This is a genomic window from Caulobacter sp. GW822-FHT01G02, assembly GCF_058802865.1.
Window position 1 is genome coordinate 338,230 of record NZ_JBXAON010000001.1, and the last position, 18,086, is coordinate 356,315.

The following is an 18,086-nucleotide window of genomic DNA, read 5'->3' on the forward strand; positions in this document are numbered from 1 at the left end:
ATGACCCAGCAGACGATCCGCAAGGTGGTGATCGCGGGCGGCGGCACCGCCGGCTGGATGGCCGCCGCGGCCCTGGCCAAGCAGCTAGGCCCGCTGCTCGACATCACCCTGGTCGAGTCCGAAGACATCGGCACGGTCGGGGTGGGGGAATCGACGATCCCCACGGCCCGCACCTTCAACGCGCTGCTCGGCATCGACGAGGCCGAGTTCATGCGCGCCACCCAGGCGACCTTCAAACTGGGCATCTCGTTCGAGAATTGGGGCGAGATCGGTGACCGCTACATCCACTCGTTCGGTCAGGTCGGCAAATCCACCTGGATGGGCGGCTTCCATCACTTCTGGATGCAGGCCCGCGACCAGGGATTCGGCGGTGATCTCGGCGACTATTGCCTTGAGCTGAAGGCGGCCGAGCAGAACAGGTTCTATACGGGCGAGGAGAGCCCGCTGAACTACGCCTACCACCTGGACGCCGGTCTCTACGGCCGTTTCCTGCGCGGCATGGCCGAGGCCGACGGCGTGCGCCGGGTCGAGGGCAAGATCGCCAGCGTCCGCCAGCGCGGGGAAGACGGCTTCGTCGAGGCCCTGGTCATGCAGAGCGGCGAGGTGGTCGAGGGCGACCTGTTCGTCGACTGCACCGGCTTCCGCGGCCTGCTGATCGAACAGACCCTGAAGGCCGGCTTCGAGGACTGGGACCATTGGCTGCCGACCAACAGCGCCCTGGCGGTCCAGACCCGTTCGACCGAGCCCGCCGTCCCCTATACCCGCGCGATCGCCCACGAGGCGGGTTGGCGCTGGAAGATCCCGCTCCAACACCGGGTCGGCAATGGCCTCGTCTACTGCAGCGACTTCATGTCCGATGACGATGCGCGCGCGAAGTTGATGGGCGAGATCGAGGGCGAGACCCTGATCGAGCCGCGACTGATCCGCTATCGCACGGGCCGTCGCCGCAAGACCTGGGACAAGAACGTCGTGGCCCTGGGCTTGGCCAGCGGCTTCGTCGAGCCGCTGGAGTCGACCTCGATCCACCTGATCATGATCGGCGTGACGCGGCTGATGCAGCTGTTCCCCTTCGCCGGGATCAGCCAGGCGGCGGTCGATCGCTACAACCGCCAGGCCAACGACGAGCTGGAGAAGATCCGCGACTTCATCATCCTGCACTACAAGGCGACCGAGCGGACCGACAGCCCGTTCTGGGATCGCGTGCGCGAGATGGAGATCCCCGACAGCCTGGCCCAGCGCATCGAGCTCTTCCGCCAGAGCGCTCAGGTCTACCAGGCTCCTGGAGAGCTGTTCCTGGTCGACTCCTGGCTACAGGTTCTGCTGGGCCAGCGGATCCAGCCTCAGACCTATCACCACATGGGTCGGTTGATGCCGGCTCTGCAGTTGAAGGGCGCGCTGGAGGACCTCAAGCGCAACATCGACGGCATGGTGGCCCGGCTGCCGCAGCACCAGGCCTTCCTCGACCGCTATTGCGCGCCTCCGGTAAGCAAGAGCGCCTAGATCGGGAGCGGCGCGAACAGCTTCTGTAGCGTCGCGCCGATCCGCGCGGCGGCCGGGTCGGTGTCGGTCAAGCCCATGGCGGTCAGCTCGCCGCCGATGCGGCGGCCGACGGCCAGCAGAGGGCGGCTGGTGACCTGGGCCTGGGCCAGGCCCTCGATGGCCTCGGCGTAGCGGGCGGCGTTGAGGTTGGCCAGCGCCCAGGCGCGGGCGGCCTTGCCGGTCTCGCGGCGCAGGGCCTCATCGGCGACCAGACGCTCGAGCACGTCGCGCAACTCCTCGACCACGATCTCGCCGTCGATCTTGAAGACCAGGTCGTCGGGTAGCTCGCCGTAGAAGCCGGCGCGGGCGACCACGGTCGGGCGGCCGCTGAGCATGCCCTCGCAGGCCGAGCCCGAGGCGCCTTCCAGCACCGGCTTGCGCAGGGCGACCATGATGTCGGCCTCGTCGAGGCGGCGGTCCAGGGTGTCGTCGTCGACCGCGCCGTCGATGACCAGATTGTCGAACCCGACCTCGGCGGCGGCGGCCTCCAGCTTGGCGCGCTCCGCGTCAGAGATCGGTCCCACCAGGCGATAGACGCACGCCTTCAAGGCGTCGGAGCCCCCGATGGCGCGGATCACGTCGTCGACGCGCTTGTTGGGGTTCATCACCCCGACCGTGGTGATCGTCAGCTGGCGCTTGGCCTTCGGCGGCCCCGGCGGGGTGGCGCGATCGGGGCAGCACAGCGGCGTCACGGCGACCGGGCCTTGGACGACGGCCTCCAGCTTGGGGGCGTAGAACTGGGCGTGAGCCAGGGCGGCCTCGCAGCGGCCGGCCAGCCACTCGGTCATCGGCAGATGCCGGGCGATCTCGCCCATGTCCAGCATCTGGCCCGAGCGGACGGCCACGGCGTGCGGCAGGGCCGCCTCGCCATAGGTCGCGACGATCTCGGCGTCGTGCCGGCGATAGTCAAGGCCGTTGTAGTGCAGCCAGCCCGAGAACAGGTTGTAGATATAGAAGTCGTGGAAGATCCCCAGGCACGGCGCGGCGTCCAGGATCGCGAACACGCCGGCGTGGAAGGGATAGTTGTCGCCGATATTGACCACCACCACGTCGAACTCGGTCCGCAGGCGCGAGAGGTCGTAGGACCGCCAGTGATGCACGCGCAGGGCGGTCGGGTGCAGCGGCTCGGCCGGGTCGTCCTTGTCCTCGCAGCGCAGGATTTCGACCTGGTGGCCTCGCTGGGCCAGGGCCTTGGACACCTCGGCGCCGACGCGACCGATCGACGAGCGCAGGACGAAGGGCGTCACCCAGCAGATCTTCATGGGCGAGGTCCTCAGCGCCGCAGCAGACGCTTCTCGGCGTCGCCGCCGGCGCGCACGAAGGCGATGTTGGCCGAGACCACCTTGGCGGCGGCCTTGGCGTTGGTCGGCTCGGCCGCGCCCGTCGCCTCATCGATGATGTAGGCCTTGAAGCCGGAATCGGCGAAAGCCTTGAACCATTGGGCCGGAGTCTGGCCGACGCGCTTGAGGTGCTCGGGGCCGAACTCGGCGATGATGGCCAGGTCCTTGTTCTTGGCGATCAGGCCCGACATGCCGGCCAGCACGTCCAGCTCGGCGCCCTCGACGTCGATCTTGACCACGTCCATGCGCTGCGCCACGGCGTCCAGGCGCACGACCTCGACCTGGATTTCGCGCGAGCCCTCGGTCTCGGGCAAGGCGTAGAGCGAGCTGTGGCCGATGATGTCGCTGACGTGGAAGGTCAGCTGGCCCGCCTGCGCGCCCACGGCTTGATCGCGGACCTCGACCCAGGATAGGCCATTGAGGTGGCGCATCTTCTCGAGGTTCGCGCGCGGGATCGCCTCGGGCTCGAAGGCGATGACCTTGCCGGCTGGGCCAGCGGCCCACGCCATGATCAGAGTAAGCAGGCCGATATTGGCGCCGACATCGGCGACGACCATGCCCGGCTGGACCAGGCGACGCAGGACGTCGCCGGTGCCGGGCTCCAGGCCACGGCTGGTGGCGTTGGCCAGCATCGTCACGAAGGTGGGGAGGGTCGTCGGGGCCAGGATGTAGCCGTCGCGCATGCGGATGGCGGTCGACTCGGCGTCGTAGTGGATCAGCGGTCGGGCCTTGATCTCCAGCTCGTCGAAGCGCGGGCCGAACAGGCCGGGCAGACGAGCCAGCTCCGACCCGAACTGGTCGCCGCGCATTTCCAAGCGCGCCAGCGGCGGTTCCAGCCGTGAAAGATGGGCCGACAGCGCGCGGGTGGCCTCATCGCTCTGCTTGAGCGCCATGTGCAGCAGGGCGTGCGTCTGGTCCAGCCGCAGGTTGACCGCCTGCAACTCGGCCGATAGCGCGTTCAAGTGGCCGCGCGTCTCGCGCAGCTCATGCTCGACGCTGGCCTGAAGATAGCGACGCGCATAGTTGGCGACAGGCGACAGCACCGGCCCCAGCAGTCGCCGGGCGAAGCCGAAGCGGCGGCGCGGCGGCGGGCCGGCGGGTTGCGGTGCGGGGTCGGCGACCGAGGTCGCGGACTGCGGGGGACGCATGGCGGAGCGGATCGCCATGTCCAGGCGTACGGGCCTCAAGTCAATTTTCCTAAGCCGTTCTCGACAAGTCCCGGCCGAATAACCGCGACGCCCGCTACCAGAGCGCGACCGCGACTGTTTAGATCAGATTCCCGTCGTGCAGGAACGACGAATGATCGCCGACCAGACTGATCGTGCTGCCGTCCGCGAAATCGAACGTCATGCTGTCGAGGTGGCTGATCAGATTGATGTTATGCAGGACGCGGCTGTCGAGGATGATGATCTCGGCGCCGTTGACCACAATCTCGACCACGGGGGCGTGGGCGATGAAGTAGTCGATGAACTGCTTGACCATGTCCGGCGATGCATAGGCCGGAGCTTCCGGCTTCGGCGTCTCGGCCGGCGGCGTCACATCGACGATCGGCGTGTTCGAGTCCCCGGTGTCGACGGGCAAGGTGGGCGTGGTCGGGGATTCCGGCGCGGCCGGCCCGCCAAGATCCGTAGGCGCGGGCGTCGTCGAGTAATGTTGGCCGCGTCCGACGATGTCGGCCAGCACGTCGGGCAGCTTGGAGACCTCGATGACCGTGATCTTGCGGTCGCCCTGGTCACCCAGGACGGCGCGAACCAACTGCACGGCCTCGACCGAGGGCAGGCTGCCGGAAGACAGGTCCAGGCGAACATCGATCGTCCAGCTGGCGCTGTCCGTCGGCGGCGCGGGCAGGCCCGAGACGTGGTCGTGGCCGCCCTTGCTGGTCTCACCGACGACGGCCTCGGCCGCGGTCGAGGTCTGCGGCAGGGTCGAAAGGATCGCCACCAGCGACAGCACCGACGAAACGGTCTGGGCGGGCGTGTTGTCCACGGCGGTGACGTGGGGCGCGTTGTTCAGCGACAGGCCGCTGTCCGCAGTGACCACGGCGGGCTGCGTGACGCCGCTGAAGTCCAGCGAGGCGGCCGCCGACGTGATCGCGGCGCTCGCCGACGGATCGATGGCCACGGTCTGGGTCTTGTAGTCGGACGCCAGTAGAGCCGCGGCCAGCACCAGAACGGCCTGGTTGGCGGGAAGCTGGACGGTGTCGTAGGTCGATGCTTGCGAGGCGGCGACCGGCGCGACGCCGTTGCTGAGGCCGGCGCTCGAGCTGGACGACAGCAGGACGGGGCGGCTGTGGCCCGACTGGGCGTTGCTGGCGCCGGTTTCGCCGGCGCGGGCCTCGCCCGTCTTGAAGAAGGCGGTGCCGACCACGGCCACCAGCAGGGCGGCGGGGTGGACCGAGATGTTGCTGCCGCTATCCGCGCGCCGGATCAGCGGGTGGCGCGACACCATGTTGCGCACCAGGGCCGTGAAGTCGAAGCCGCGAGCGATCTCTTCGTAGGCGGGGCCGGCGATGATGTACTCGCCGTCGATACGCGCGAAGTGGATGACCACCTCGCCGTCGTCCGACCGATAAAAGACGAACCAAGGTTCGTTCTCGTCGCTCATGCCGCGGTCGGTGCCGACGCGGATGCCCGCCCGGATCAGGGCGCTCTCGACGCGATAGAACTCAGCCAGTTCCTGCTGAGTCCAGTCGGCCGGCTTCGGCGCGTAGCGCGGCGAGCGCTGGAAGAACGAAAGGACCTGAGCGGTCATGCGGTGGTGGTTTCCCCACGCCTAAGAACAACGCCGGCCCCCACCGGCAGGGCGACACTAACCGAACTACGCTTCGCTGAACAGGATTTCGTAGGTGATCGGATCGTAGAAGCGCAGCAGCTCGCGGACGAAGGTCTTTTCGGGAACCTCGAACGCTTGCGCCCAATCCCGATAACGATCGGGCGGAATGCGGCCGCGGCCGGTCTCAAGCTGTGAGATAAAGGTATAATAGTCGGCGCCGACCTTGGCCGCGAGCTGGCGCTGCGACAGGCCGACGGCCTCGCGCCGCTCCTTCAGCCAGCGCCCCCCTTCGCGGCGGAGGTCTTGCACCTCCGAGGTGCTGCGGCGTTGCGGATTACCATACATAATAAAGACCTCACGCCCCGTCCGCCGTGCGGAGCGCGTGCGCGCGCTCGATCACCGACGTCCGAAATCCTTATCTTATATACCCGGTTCGTCGCGGGGGTTCAAGGAACGCGACATAGGAATTTGCTGTACCGGTTAGAAAAATGCTGTACCCCACGAATTCGGCTATTGTCGACGTATGACGTTTGCTCTATAGCCGTCGCTGCTCCCATGCGTGCCAATAGGTCGCGGGGGGTGTGGGATCTTTTTGGGAGACAAGCCAAATGGCTTATACGACTACTCAGCTGCAGACGTTCTTCGCGAACGCCAATGCCGGCACCGCCCCGAGCGCCGCTCAAACCCTGACCCTGACCGCTCTGGCCAACCAGAACGCCGCTGGCACCCTGACCGACGCGCAAGCGCTGGCTCAGACCATCGACCTGGCCTCGGACATCACCACGGCCGTCAGCGTTGAAACCTACGCCTTCTTCACCGGCGTCGCGCCGAGCCAAGACGGCCTGAAGTTCCTGAACGCCGCCTTCGTCGGCACGGGCGCTCAAGCCAACCTGAACGGCGAAAACCGCTTCATCGCTCAATCGGTCGCTCTGGCCCTGGGCAACGCGGCCGCCAAGACCTCGTTCTCGGCCTCGTACGGCTCGCTGTCGGTCGCTGACGCCACTAAGGCCGCCTACAACATCATCATCGGCAACGCCGCGGCCGCCGCCGCCGGCATCAATGTCGACTCGGCCGTTGGCTTCCTGACCAGCGCTTCGTCGATCGCCTACTACACCAGCTACGTGAAGGCCAACCTGCCGGCCACCACCAGCGCCGCTGACCTCGATCTGGCCGTCAAGGCCGCGATCGTTGGCGAAATCATGTACCTCGCCACGACGTACAACAACGGCGCTGGCGTCGGTTCGTACGCCGCCGCCGCCAACAACCTGATCAAGGATCTGGCTGACGACGGCGTTCTGACCGCCAACAACACCGCCGGCATCAACCTGTTCACTGCCTACGGCGCTTCGGGCAGCGGCACCCCGGGCACCCCCGGCCAAGCCTTCGCCCTGAAGGTCGGCCTGGACGCCCTGATCGGCACCGCCAACGACGACACCTTCGTCGGCAGCCTGGACGCCCTGGGCGCCACGGCCACCACCGTCAACCTCGGCGACTCGATCGACGGCGGTTCGGGCACCGACACCCTGACGGTCGTCAGCAACATCACGGGCGGCACCTCGGTGTCGGGCCTGACGCTGAAGAGCGTTGAAAACGTCGTCGTCAACAACACCGTCGCCGCCGGCGCCGGTAACCTGATCACGGTCGACGCTTCGGGCTTCTCGGGCGTCAGCAAGATCTCGGCCGGCGGCACGGGCAACCTGACCGTCACCAACATCGGTTCGGTCACCCTCGGCGCCCTGAACACCACCACGAACGGCACCGTCGGCGACGCCACTCCGACCGCCAACACCATCGTCACCCAGACGATCACGGGCGCTGGCGCCACCTCGGTCGACGTTTCGGGCAACACCCAGAACACGTTCGGCAACCTGGCGATCGACACCTCGGGCGGCACCGGCACCTCGCTGACGCTGCGCAACACCGGTTCGGCCGCTGCTACCGTCAGCACCTTGAAGGTCGGCTCGGCTGTCGCCACCCTGAACGTCGCCGCCACCAGCGCCATCACGCTGAACGGCACGTACTCGAACACCGTGTTCGCCAACAACGGCGCTTCGACCCGTGACGGCGTCGGCATCGTGGAAACGACCGCCAACACCCTGGCCACCGTGAACGTCACCGGCGTTGGCGCCGTGAGCCTCGGCACCATCGGCAGCACCGCGCTGAAGACCGTCGACGCTTCGGCTTCGACCGGCGGCCTGACGGCTACCCTGGCCAGCTCGGCTCTGACGAGCGTCAAGGGCAGCTCTGCCGCTGACACCCTGACCCTGACGGGCACCCTGGGCGCCACCGCCGTCGTCGACCTCGGCGCCGGCGCTGACACCCTGGTCCTGTCGAACGCTCCGACCGCCGGCGCCACGATCAACGGTGGTGACGGTACGGATACCCTGGGCCTCAACGCCGCGGGCATCGTGACTGCCGGCAACAAGGCTCAGTTCGTCAGCTTCGAAAATGCCGCCATCAACGGCGCCAACTACGACGTCGGCGTGCTGACCTCGTTCGCCAACATCAACGTCACGGGCGGCACTGTCGTTCTGACGGGCATCGGCGCCAACGCGACCTTCAACGCCACGACCGGTACGACCGCTCTGACCACCACCCTGACCACGGCCACGGGTACGTCGGACGTCATCAACCTGAACCTGGGCACCGCCGGCAAGGGCGGCGCCACCGTGACGGGTTACACCGCCGCGGGCGTTGAGACGGTCAACATCAACTCGCTGGCTGGCACCTCGACCTCGACCAACAGCCTGACCTTCGGCGCCGGCTCCGACGCTCTGAAGCAGGTCAATGTGACGGGTAACGGTACGGTCACCGTGAACGCCGCCGCCATCACCAGCGGCACGATCGGCATCGACGCCAGCGCCAACACCGGCGGTCTGACGGCGACGGGTTCGACCACGAAGATCACGAACATCATCGGCACCGCTGCGAACGACACGATCACGGCCGGTGGCGCTGGTGGCACGATCAACGCGGGCAAGGGCGGCGACGCGGTCACCCTCGGCGCCGGCAACGACATCGTGAACCTGAAGGCTGGCGACTCGACCTTCGACGCCACCAACGCCGCTGGCGTTGGCAACAAGGGCACGATGGACACGATCACCGGCTTCAACGGCGCTGGCGTCGACAAGCTCGACCTGACCCAGATCGCGGGCTTCGTCGGTTCGGCTCAGGGCGTTGCCAACGCCACGGTCGCTGACATCGCCGCGGTCGGCACCTACCTGACCAGCACTGCCAACCTGTTCAAGGACGGCGGCGGTCTGGTGCGCGGCGTGCTGGACATCCAGCTCACCGGCACCGCGACGACCCACTTCGTGGTTGTCGACGTCAACCACGATGGCGCCTACACCGCCGGCACCGACATGGTCGTCCAGCTGGTTACCGGCCCGGGCACCGCGCTGGTCGCCACCGACTTCAACTTCGGCAGCTAATCGCTTCCCAAGTTTGAGTTGAACTAAGGGAAAGGCCCCCGGAGCAATCCGGGGGCCTTTTTCGTTTTGGTGATCTTTGGGCTTTGGACCGTCGAAAACCCACGCTATGCGAGAGGCTCATCAAGGAATCCGCGCATGTCCTGGAACGCCGGCTACGTCACCGACGTCAACTACACCTTCGGCTACTATCCGGATTTCAACCCGGTTCGAACGAACTACGGCCTGGCGATGGCCGGGGCGGTGGCCCCGCCGCTGCGCAATGCGTGCGAACTGGGTTTCGGCCAAGGGCTGTCCGTCGCGATCCACGCCGCCGCCCAACCGGGCGTGCAATGGTGGGGCACCGACTTCAATCCGGCCCAGGCCGGTTACGCCCAGGAACTGGCGGCGCGCAGCGGTTCGAACGCGCGGCTCTATGACCAGGCGTTCGCGGAATTCTGTGGTCGCGACGACCTGCCGGAGTTCGAGTTCATCGCGCTGCACGGCATCTGGTCGTGGATCTCCGACGAGAACCGCCAGATCATCGTCGACTTCGTGCGCCGCAAGCTCGCCGTCGGCGGCGTTCTCTACATCAGCTACAATACCCTGCCGGGATGGTCCGCTGCCGCGCCGTTGCGCCACCTGATGAAGCAGCACGGCGACCTGAGGGGTTCGCCATCGACCAAGGTCACCCAACGCATCGATGAGGCCTTCGCCTTCATGGATCAACTTGTGGCCGCCGATCCGGCCTACATCCGGGGCAATCCGGGGCTAACCGACCGGTTCGACAAGCTGAAGGGGATGAATCGACAGTACCTAGCGCACGAGTACATGAACCGTGACTGGAAGCCGATGTACTTCTCGGAAATGTCCGAGTGGCTGGAGCCGGCCAAGGTTTCCTACGCGTGTTCGGCGAGTTTGCTCGACCAGCAGGACAGCATCAACCTGACCCCTGCGCAGATCCAGCTGGTCGCGGCGCAAGAGGATCCCGTCTTGCGCGAGACGGTGCGAGACTTCCTGACATCCCAGCAATTCCGACGCGATCTCTGGGTGCGCGGCGCCCGTGTCCTGTCCTCGCTGGAGCAGGCCGAGTTCATTCGAAGCCAGCGTTTCCTGCTCACCACGCCCCGCGCTGACGTCAAGCTGAGCCTGAGCGCCGCGCAGGGCGAGGTGAGCCTCCATCAGAACGTCTATGGTCCGCTGCTGGACTTCCTGGCCGACCACCAGATCAAGACCTTCATCCAGATCGAGGTGGCCGGGCAGGCGGCGGGCCTCAGCCTGCCGCAAGTCGCAGCCGCGATGGCCATCCTGACGGGCGCCGGAACGGTGACCGTGGTCCAGGACGACAAGACTATCTCTAAGGCCAAGTCCAACGTCGAGAAACTCAACGCCTTCCTGGCGCATCGGAGCCGGTCGCGATCGGAGACCGGTTATCTGGCCAGTCCCGTGACCGGCGGGGGCGTGGCTGTCGACCGCTTCGAGCAGCTGTTCCTCGTGATGCGCGGTCAAGGCCGCAAGACGCCGGCCGACTGGGCCAAGGGCGTACACGACCTCCTGGCCTCACAAGGGCAGCAGCTTCTGAAGGACGGGCGCACCCTGACGACGCCGGAGGAAAACCTCGCCGAGCTGTTCGAACGCGCGACCGCGATGGAGAAGCGTCTGCCGATCCTGCGCGCTCTCGGCGTCGCCTGAGGCGCGATCCGGCTTGGACGCGGCTTGAGGTTCGCCTATGACACCGGCCTTACCCGGCCACGCGGCGCGTGGCGGCGGACGGAGGTCAGGATGGTTTCTCCTCGCAGCCGTGTCCGGCAGGACGCAACGGACCCGCCGGGAGGCCAAGGCGACCTTCGCAAATCGTGGCGCCAAACCCATCCCGCCGCAGGTGACGCAAGGTCGGAGGTTGCGTTTTTGCTGTATGAGCCTGTAGTGCTTAGTTCGGCCGCATTTACATGATCATCCCGCGCCCAAGCGTTGTTTTCTGTTCCGACGCACGCCCGCGTTCACTCTTCAAGGCAAGCCATGGCCAGTAAAATCGTTGCAGCTCAGACGCCTCTAGACCGAGCTGTAGAAGTCGCCAAACCGGCGGTGATCACCGCCATGGTGTTCAGCTTCTTCATCAACATCCTGGCGCTGGTCAGCCCCTTGTACATGCTGCAGGTCTATGATCGCGTGCTCTCCAGCCGCAACGTCGCGACGCTGGTCGTGCTGACCTTGATCTGCATCTTCCTGTTCGTGATCTATGGCCTGCTTGAGGCGCTGCGCACCCAGGTGCTGGTGCGGGGCGGACTCAAGTTCGACGGCCTAGTGCGCGATCCGATCTTCCGGGCGGTGCTCGATTCGACGCTGAATCGCCGCGGGCAGGGCGCCCAGGCGTTCCGCGACATGGACAGTGTGCGCGAGTTCATGACGGGCGGCCTGATCGCCTTCTGCGACGCGCCCTGGACCCCGGTGTTCATCATCGTGTCGTGGATGCTGCATCCCTTTTTCGGCGTCCTGGCCATCATCAGCTGCATCATCATCTTTGGCTTGGCCGTGATGAACGATCGCGCCACCAAGGAGCCGATCCAGATGGCCACCATGGCCTCGATCGCCGCCCAGAACGACGCCAGCTCCACCCTGCGCAACGCCGAGGTCATGAAGGCCATGGGCATGTGGGGCGGCCTGCAGGCGCGCTGGCGCATTCGCCGCGACGAGCAGGTGGCCTGGCAGGCTTCGGCCAGCGACGCCGGCGGCGCGGTGATGTCGGGCATCAAGGTGTTTCGCCAGGTGGTCCAGACCCTGATCCTGGGCGGCGGCGCCTATCTGGCCATCCAGGGCAAGATCTCGGCCGGTTCGATGATCGCCGGCTCGATCCTGGTCGGCCGCGCCCTGGCCCCGATCGAAGGCGCCGTGGGCCAGTGGAAGGGCCTGCTGGGCGCGCGCAGCTCGTGGGATCGCCTGCAAGCGATGCTGCGCGAGGAACGCGACACCAGCGATCACATGCCGCTGCCCGACCCGCGCGGCGTACTTTCGGCCGAAGCCGCGTCGATCCTGCCGCCCGGCGCGCAGACCCCGACCCTGCGCCAGGCCAGCTTCCGCATCGACGCCGGCACCTCGGTCGGCATTGTCGGTCCCAGCGGCGCGGGCAAGTCCTCGCTGCTGCGCGGCGTCGTCGGCGTCTGGCCCTGCACCGCGGGCGTCATCCGCCTCGACGGCTACGACATCAAGCAGTGGGACCCGGAAAAGCTCGGACGCCACATCGGCTATCTGCCGCAGGACATCGAGCTGTTCTCGGGCACGATCGCTCAGAACATCGCCCGCTTCACCGAGTTCCAGCCGCAGGAAGTCATCGAGGCGGCGACCCTGGCCGGCGTGCATGAACTGATCCAGACCCTGCCCAACGGCTACGACACGCCGATCGGCGAGGGCGGAGCGTCCCTGTCGGGCGGCCAGCGCCAGCGCGTGGCCCTGGCGCGCGCCCTGTTCCGGATGCCGGCCCTTCTGGTCCTCGACGAACCGAACGCCAGTCTCGACCAGCTGGGTGAAATAGCGCTGGCCGAGGCGATGAATCGTCTCAAGGCCGCCAAGCGCACCGTGATCTTCGCGACGCACAAGGTGAACCTGCTGTCCCAGGCCGACTACATCATGGTGGTCAACCAGGGTGTCATCGCCGATTTCGGCGAGCGTGACGTGATGCTGGCCAAGTTGACCGGCGCCGCGCCGCCCCAACCGCCGTCGCCGGCGCCCACGCCGATCCAGGGCGCCCACTAACCGTCGTTCGTCCTTTTCCCAGAGGCGCGCCAGCGGGCGCGCCCAGCAGGCCCAAGAACAAGATGAAGCTTCCCACGATCAAGCGTCCGACGGACAACTACAAAGGCGTGGCCAGGATCGGCTACGGCGTCATCCTGGTGACCTTCGTGGGTCTGCTGGGCTGGGCCGCCTTCGCGCCGCTGGACAGCGCGGTCATCGCCAACGGCGTGATCTCCGCCGAGGGCAATCGCAAGACCATCCAGCACCTTGAAGGTGGCATCCTCCGCAAGATCCTCGTTCGCGAGGGCGACAAGGTGAAGGCCGGCCAGGTGCTGTTCGAGCTGGATCCGACCCAGGCCAACGCCGCCGCCGGCATCACGCGCAGCCAGTACGTCGCGCTCAAGGCCATGGAAGCCCGGCTTCTGGCCGAGCGCGATCAGCGGGGCTCGATCGCGTTCCCCGCCGATTTGCTGGGTCAGCGCTCGGATCCGATCGTCGCGCGCGTGCTGGCCGACGAGCAGGCGCAATTCCAGGAGCGCCGTCAGACGCTTCAGGGCCAGGTCGACCTGATGAATTCGCAGCGGGACCAATACCGCAGCGAGATCGAGGGCATCGATCGCCAGACCCAGGGCCTCAAGGATCAGCTAGGTTTTATCCAGGACGAACTGGGCGACCTGCGCAAGATCTACGACAAGGGCCTGGTGCCGCGGCCGCGGCTGCTGGCGCTGGAGCGCGAGCAAGCCAACCTCTCCGGCTCGATCGGCCGCCTGGTGGCCGACCGCGCCAAGTCGGTGCAGGGCATGGCCGAGACCCAGCTGAAGATTCGGCAGATCAAGCAGACCTTCTATGAAGAGGTCAGCCAGAACATCGCCGAGACCCGCGTGAAGCTGGCCGAGGTGACGGAAAAGGAAGTGGTCGCCTCTGATCAGCAGCGCCGGATCAATGTCGTCTCGCCGGTAAACGGCACGGCCCAGAACCTCCACTTCTTCACCGAAGGCGCCGTGGTTCGCCCGGCCGAGCCGCTGGTCGACATCGCCCCGAACGACGAAGGCTTCGTGATCCAGGCGCACTTCGCGCCGACCGACGTCGACAATGTGCATGCGGGCATGACCACCGAGGTGCGCCTGCCGGCATTCCACTCGCGCGAGATTCCGATCCTGAACGGCAAGATCGAGTCGATCTCCAGCGACCGGCTCTCCGATCCGGAAGGCAAGACGGTCTATTTCCTCGGGATCGTGCGCGTCGACGTCAAGCAACTGCCGCCGAAGTTCCGCAACAGGGTGACCGCCGGCATGCCGGCCCAGGTCATAGTGCCGACCGGCGAGCGGACGGTGCTGCAATACCTTTTCTCGCCGCTGCGCGAGACCCTGCGCACCACCATGCGCGAGGAGTAGGGCGCGGGTTTTTAACAACCTGATTCCGAACGTCTTTCGGAGGGCGGCGCGCGTCGACGGAAATGTCGCGCGCGCCGCTTTTCAATCGGCGCCAATAGTGTAGTCAGGACCCTTCGTTGTTACTGGAGTTTGCAAGAGCGTGGCGAAGACGGCGTTGATCACCGGCGTGACCGGTCAGGACGGGGCGTATCTCGCCAAGCTTCTTCTGGAGAAGGGCTACACCGTTCACGGCATGCTGCGCCGCTCGGCCTCGGCCGACGTGATCGGCGACCGTCTGCGCTGGATCGGCGTCTATGACGACGTTCGCCTGGAACTGGGCGACCTGCTGGACGCCGGCGGTCTGTCGCGCCTGATGCGCCGACTGCAGCCGGACGAGGTCTACAACCTGGCGGCCCAGAGCTTCGTCGGCGCCTCGTGGGACCAGCCGCACCTGACCGGTTCGGTCACCGGGCTGGGGACCACCAACATGCTGGAAGCCGTGCGGCTGGAGTGCCCCCAGGCCCGCTTCTACCAGGCCTCGTCGTCGGAGATGTACGGCCTAGTGCAGCATCCGGTGCAGTCGGAGAAGACGCCGTTCTATCCGCGCTCGCCGTACGCCGTGGCCAAGATGTACGCCCACTGGATGACGGTGAACTATCGCGAGAGCTTCGGCCTGCACGCCTCGGCCGGAATTCTGTTCAACCACGAAAGCCCGCTGCGCGGCATCGAGTTCGTGACCCGCAAGGTCACCGACGCCGTGGCGGCCATCAAGCTGGGCCAGCAGAAGACGGTCGAGCTGGGCAACCTGGACGCCAAGCGCGACTGGGGCCACGCCCAGGACTATGTCGAGGCCATGTGGCTGATGCTGCAGCAGGAGACGCCGGACGACTATGTGGTCGCCACCGGCAAGACCTGGACGGTGCGCGAGATGTGCGAGGTGGCCTTCGCCGCCGCCGGCCTGAACTATCAGGATCACGTCACCATCAATCCGAAGTTCCTGCGACCCGCCGAGGTCGAGCTGCTGCTGGGCGATCCGGCCAAGGCCAAGGAAAAGCTGGGCTGGGAGCCCAAGATCTCCATGCAGGAACTGATCGCCGAAATGGTCGAGGCCGACATCGCCCGTCGGTCCAGGAACTGATGAGCGCCGGCGTCGTCCTCATCGGCGGCGGCGGCCACGCCAAGGTGGTCATCGAGAGCCTGCGCGCCTCTGGCAAGACCGTGGCGGTGATCGTTGACGCCGATTCGACGCCGCGCGAGGTGCTGGGCGTTCCGGTGGTCGGCGACGACCTCGCACTGCCCGGCCTGAAGGCGCAGGGCTTTTCCGAGTTGTTCGTGGCGCTGGGCTCCAACCGCCTGCGCCAGAAGCTTGGCGTCAAAGCGCGTGAGCTCGGCTTCACCCTGGTCAACGCCATCCACCCCTCGGCCGTGATCTCGCCGTCGGCGCGGATCGGCGAAGGCGTGGCGGTGATGGCGGGCGTGGCGATCAACGCCGACAGCCGGATCGGCGACCTGGCCATCATCAATACGGGCGCAGTCGTCGACCACGACTGCGACCTCGGCGCGGCCTGCCATCTGGGGCCCGCCTCGGCCCTGGCCGGCGGCGTCACCATCGGCGAGCGGGCCTTCCTTGGCGTGGGCGCGCGGGTGATCCCGGGCGTGCGCATCGGCGCCGACACGATCCTGGGCGCCGGCGGCGTCGTGGTGCGTGACCTTCCGGACGCGGTCGTGGCGATCGGCGTGCCGGCCCAGATCAAAGGAGAGCGTTCTTGACCAGCCTGCCGCGGATTTCCGTCGCCGCCCCCAGCCTCGACGGCAACGAGCGCGACTACGTGCTGGAGTGCATGGACTCGACGTGGATCTCGTCGGCCGGCCGCTTCATCACGGACTTCGAGAAGGCCTTCGCCGACTATTGCGGCGTCAAGCACGCCATCACCTGCAACAACGGCACGACGGCGCTGCACCTGGCCCTGGTGGCCATGGGCATCGGCCCGGGCGACGAGGTGATCATCCCCAGCCTGACCTACATCGCCTCCTGCAACGCCGTGACCTATTGCGGCGGCACGGTGGTGCTGGTCGACAACGACCCGCGCACCTTCAACGTCGATCCGGCCCTGATCGAGGCCAAGATCACGCCGCGCACCAAGGCGATCATGCCGGTCCACCTGTACGGCCAGGTGGCCGACATGGATCCGATCCTGGAGATCGCCCGCAAGCACAACCTGATGGTCATCGAGGACGCGGCGGAGGCGGTCGGGGCGACCTACAAGGGCAAGATGTCCGGCTCGCTGGGCGATTGCGCGACCTTCAGCTTCTTCGGCAACAAGATCATCACCACCGGCGAAGGCGGGATGATCACCACGGACGACGATGAACTGGCCGCCAAGATGCGCCTGCTGCGCGGCCAGGGCATGGATCCCAATCGCCGCTACTGGTTCCCGATCATCGGCTACAACTACCGCATGACTAACATCCAGGCCGCGATCGGCCTGGCCCAGCTGGAGCGCGTCGAGCATCACCTGGCCGCCCGCGAGCGCGTCGTGGCCTGGTACGAGGAAAAGCTGGCCCGCCTGGGCAATCGGGTGATCAAGCCGTATGTCGCCGACACCGGCCGCCATGTGTTCTGGATGTACACCGTACGCCTGGGCGAGGGCCTCTCGACTTCGCGCGACCAGGTGATCAAGGATCTGGACGCCCTGGGCGTCGAGAGCCGGCCGGTGTTCCATCCGATGCACGTCATGCCGCCCTACGCCCATCTGGCGACCGGCGACCTGACGCAGGCCGAGGCCTGCGGCGCCGATGGCCTGAACCTGCCGACCCACGCGGGCCTCTCCGAAGCGGATATCGACCGCGTCGTGGCCGCCCTGGACCAGGTGCTGGTCTAGGCCATGCGCATCGTCCTGCTGTCCTCGATCGTGCCGTTCATCAACGGCGGGGCGCGCTTCATCGTCGAGTGGTTGGAGGAGAAGCTCCTCGAGGCCGGCCATGAGGTCGAGCGGTTCTATCTGCCGTTCGTCGATGATCCGAACGAGATCCTGCACCAGATCGCCACCTGGCGGATGATGGACCTGACGCAATGGTGCGACCGGGTGATCTGCTTCCGGCCGCCCGCCTATGTGGTCGATCACCCCAACAAGGTGCTGTGGTTCATCCACCACATCCGCACCTTCTACGACCTTTGGGATACGCCCTATCGCGGCATGCCCGACGACGCTCATCACCGCGCGATCCGCGACAATCTGCGGGCCCTCGACACGCGGGCGATCTCGGAAGCGCGGGCGGTGTTCACCAACTCCCAGGTGGTGGCCGACCGCCTGAAGACGTTCAACGGCCTGGACGCCACGCCGCTGTATCCGCCGATCTACCAGCCCGAGCGCTTCACCCACACGGGCTATGGTGACGAGATCGTCGCCATCTCGCGCCTGGAGCCGCACAAGCGCCAGGCGTTGATGATCGAGGCCATGCAGCACGTGAAGACGGGCGTGAAACTGCGCCTGGCCGGCACGGCGTCGAGCGCCGAATACGGCCGCCAACTCGTGCAGATGACCAAGGACCTCGGCGTCCAGGACCGCGTCATTCTCGAGGATCGCTGGATCAGCGAGGACGAGAAGGCGGAGATGCTGAAGGAAGCGCTGGCCATCGCCTACCTGCCCAAGGACGAGGACAGCTACGGCTATCCGTCGCTGGAAGGGGCCCACGCCCGCAAGCCGATCATCACGACGACCGACTCCGGCGGCGTGCTGGAACTGGTCGAGCACGGCCGCAACGGCCTGATCAGCGCGCCCGATCCTCGGGCCCTGGCCGAGCAGTTCGACCGCTTGCACGCGGACAAGCAGGGCGTCGCCAAGATGGGGACCGCTTCGCTGAACCGCCTGGCCGAGATGAAGATCGACTGGAGCACCGTCGTGGATCGGCTGACCGCATGAAGG

At 66.7% G+C, this 18,086-nt stretch carries 13 protein-coding genes; 9 read left to right on the forward strand and 4 right to left on the reverse strand.

Going from position 1 to position 18,086, the window contains the following annotated elements:
- Entirely contained in the window at positions 1-1,500 is a 1,500-nt protein-coding gene (locus AC1RNC_RS01490; protein WP_492883125.1) for a tryptophan halogenase family protein, read from the forward strand.
- Here AC1RNC_RS01490 and AC1RNC_RS01495 read toward each other — a convergent pair.
- The 4 genes from AC1RNC_RS01495 to AC1RNC_RS01510 all read right to left on the reverse strand — a co-directional run bounded on the left by AC1RNC_RS01495 (position 1,497) and on the right by AC1RNC_RS01510 (position 5,996).
- On the reverse strand, positions 1,497-2,801 hold the full coding sequence (locus AC1RNC_RS01495; protein ID WP_492883127.1) for a glycosyltransferase family 4 protein: 1,305 nt from the start codon (positions 2,799-2,801) through the stop codon (positions 1,497-1,499). The genes AC1RNC_RS01490 and AC1RNC_RS01495 overlap by 4 nt on opposite strands.
- 11 nt (positions 2,802-2,812) lie before the next feature.
- The gene (locus AC1RNC_RS01500) at positions 2,813-4,066 is read right to left on the reverse strand and encodes an FkbM family methyltransferase (RefSeq protein ID WP_492883129.1); all 1,254 of its coding nucleotides are present in this window, start codon (positions 4,064-4,066) and stop codon (positions 2,813-2,815) included.
- A 79-nt stretch (positions 4,067-4,145) separates the two neighbouring features.
- Positions 4,146-5,630 carry a hypothetical protein gene (locus AC1RNC_RS01505; protein ID WP_492883131.1) on the reverse strand — a complete coding sequence of 495 codons (1,485 nt, stop codon included), beginning with the start codon at positions 5,628-5,630 and terminating at the stop codon, positions 4,146-4,148.
- A 66-nt stretch (positions 5,631-5,696) separates the two neighbouring features.
- A complete protein-coding gene (locus AC1RNC_RS01510; RefSeq protein WP_492883133.1) occupies positions 5,697-5,996 on the reverse strand; it encodes a helix-turn-helix domain-containing protein in 300 nt (99 codons plus the stop codon).
- 263 nt (positions 5,997-6,259) lie between these two features.
- On the opposite strand from AC1RNC_RS01510, the gene AC1RNC_RS01515 reads away from it, so the two are divergent.
- The 8 genes from AC1RNC_RS01515 to AC1RNC_RS01550 all read left to right on the forward strand — a co-directional run bounded on the left by AC1RNC_RS01515 (position 6,260) and on the right by AC1RNC_RS01550 (position 18,083).
- Complete coding sequence (locus AC1RNC_RS01515; protein WP_492883135.1) at positions 6,260-9,082, forward strand: beta strand repeat-containing protein; 2,823 nt, start codon at positions 6,260-6,262, stop codon at positions 9,080-9,082.
- A 135-nt stretch (positions 9,083-9,217) separates the two neighbouring features.
- The gene (locus AC1RNC_RS01520) at positions 9,218-10,750 is read left to right on the forward strand and encodes a methyltransferase regulatory domain-containing protein (protein ID WP_492883137.1); all 1,533 of its coding nucleotides are present in this window, start codon (positions 9,218-9,220) and stop codon (positions 10,748-10,750) included.
- Between the two features lie 327 nt (positions 10,751-11,077).
- Positions 11,078-12,808 carry a type I secretion system permease/ATPase gene (locus AC1RNC_RS01525; protein WP_492883139.1) on the forward strand — a complete coding sequence of 577 codons (1,731 nt, stop codon included), beginning with the start codon at positions 11,078-11,080 and terminating at the stop codon, positions 12,806-12,808.
- A gap of 62 nt (positions 12,809-12,870) precedes the next feature.
- Entirely contained in the window at positions 12,871-14,181 is a 1,311-nt protein-coding gene (locus AC1RNC_RS01530) for an HlyD family type I secretion periplasmic adaptor subunit (protein WP_492883141.1), read from the forward strand.
- Positions 14,182-14,320: 139 nt separating this feature from the next.
- On the forward strand, positions 14,321-15,298 hold the full coding sequence (gene gmd / locus AC1RNC_RS01535) for a GDP-mannose 4,6-dehydratase (protein ID WP_492883143.1): 978 nt from the start codon (positions 14,321-14,323) through the stop codon (positions 15,296-15,298).
- The gene (locus AC1RNC_RS01540; protein ID WP_492883145.1) at positions 15,298-15,930 is read left to right on the forward strand and encodes an acetyltransferase; all 633 of its coding nucleotides are present in this window, start codon (positions 15,298-15,300) and stop codon (positions 15,928-15,930) included. The genes gmd and AC1RNC_RS01540 overlap by 1 nt, the downstream gene beginning before the upstream one ends.
- Positions 15,927-17,042 carry a DegT/DnrJ/EryC1/StrS family aminotransferase gene (locus tag AC1RNC_RS01545; RefSeq protein ID WP_492883147.1) on the forward strand — a complete coding sequence of 372 codons (1,116 nt, stop codon included), beginning with the start codon at positions 15,927-15,929 and terminating at the stop codon, positions 17,040-17,042. Before AC1RNC_RS01540 ends, AC1RNC_RS01545 begins: the two co-directional genes overlap by 4 nt.
- Positions 17,043-17,045: 3 nt before the next feature.
- Complete coding sequence (locus AC1RNC_RS01550; protein WP_492883149.1) at positions 17,046-18,083, forward strand: glycosyltransferase family 4 protein; 1,038 nt, start codon at positions 17,046-17,048, stop codon at positions 18,081-18,083.
- Positions 18,084-18,086: the final 3 nt, after the last annotated feature.

Coding starts and splice junctions, on each gene's coding strand:
- AC1RNC_RS01510 (WP_492883133.1), bottom strand. CDS start 5,996: ATGTATGGTAATCCGCAACGCCGCAGCACCTCGGAGGTGCAAGACCTC.
- AC1RNC_RS01520 (WP_492883137.1), top strand. CDS start 9,218: ATGTCCTGGAACGCCGGCTACGTCACCGACGTCAACTACACCTTCGGC.
- AC1RNC_RS01525 (WP_492883139.1), top strand. CDS start 11,078: ATGGCCAGTAAAATCGTTGCAGCTCAGACGCCTCTAGACCGAGCTGTA.
- AC1RNC_RS01530 (WP_492883141.1), top strand. CDS start 12,871: ATGAAGCTTCCCACGATCAAGCGTCCGACGGACAACTACAAAGGCGTG.
- AC1RNC_RS01540 (WP_492883145.1), top strand. CDS start 15,298: ATGAGCGCCGGCGTCGTCCTCATCGGCGGCGGCGGCCACGCCAAGGTG.
- AC1RNC_RS01490 (WP_492883125.1), top strand. CDS start 1: ATGACCCAGCAGACGATCCGCAAGGTGGTGATCGCGGGCGGCGGCACC.
- AC1RNC_RS01550 (WP_492883149.1), top strand. CDS start 17,046: ATGCGCATCGTCCTGCTGTCCTCGATCGTGCCGTTCATCAACGGCGGG.
- AC1RNC_RS01495 (WP_492883127.1), bottom strand. CDS start 2,801: ATGAAGATCTGCTGGGTGACGCCCTTCGTCCTGCGCTCGTCGATCGGT.
- AC1RNC_RS01515 (WP_492883135.1), top strand. CDS start 6,260: ATGGCTTATACGACTACTCAGCTGCAGACGTTCTTCGCGAACGCCAAT.
- AC1RNC_RS01505 (WP_492883131.1), bottom strand. CDS start 5,630: ATGACCGCTCAGGTCCTTTCGTTCTTCCAGCGCTCGCCGCGCTACGCG.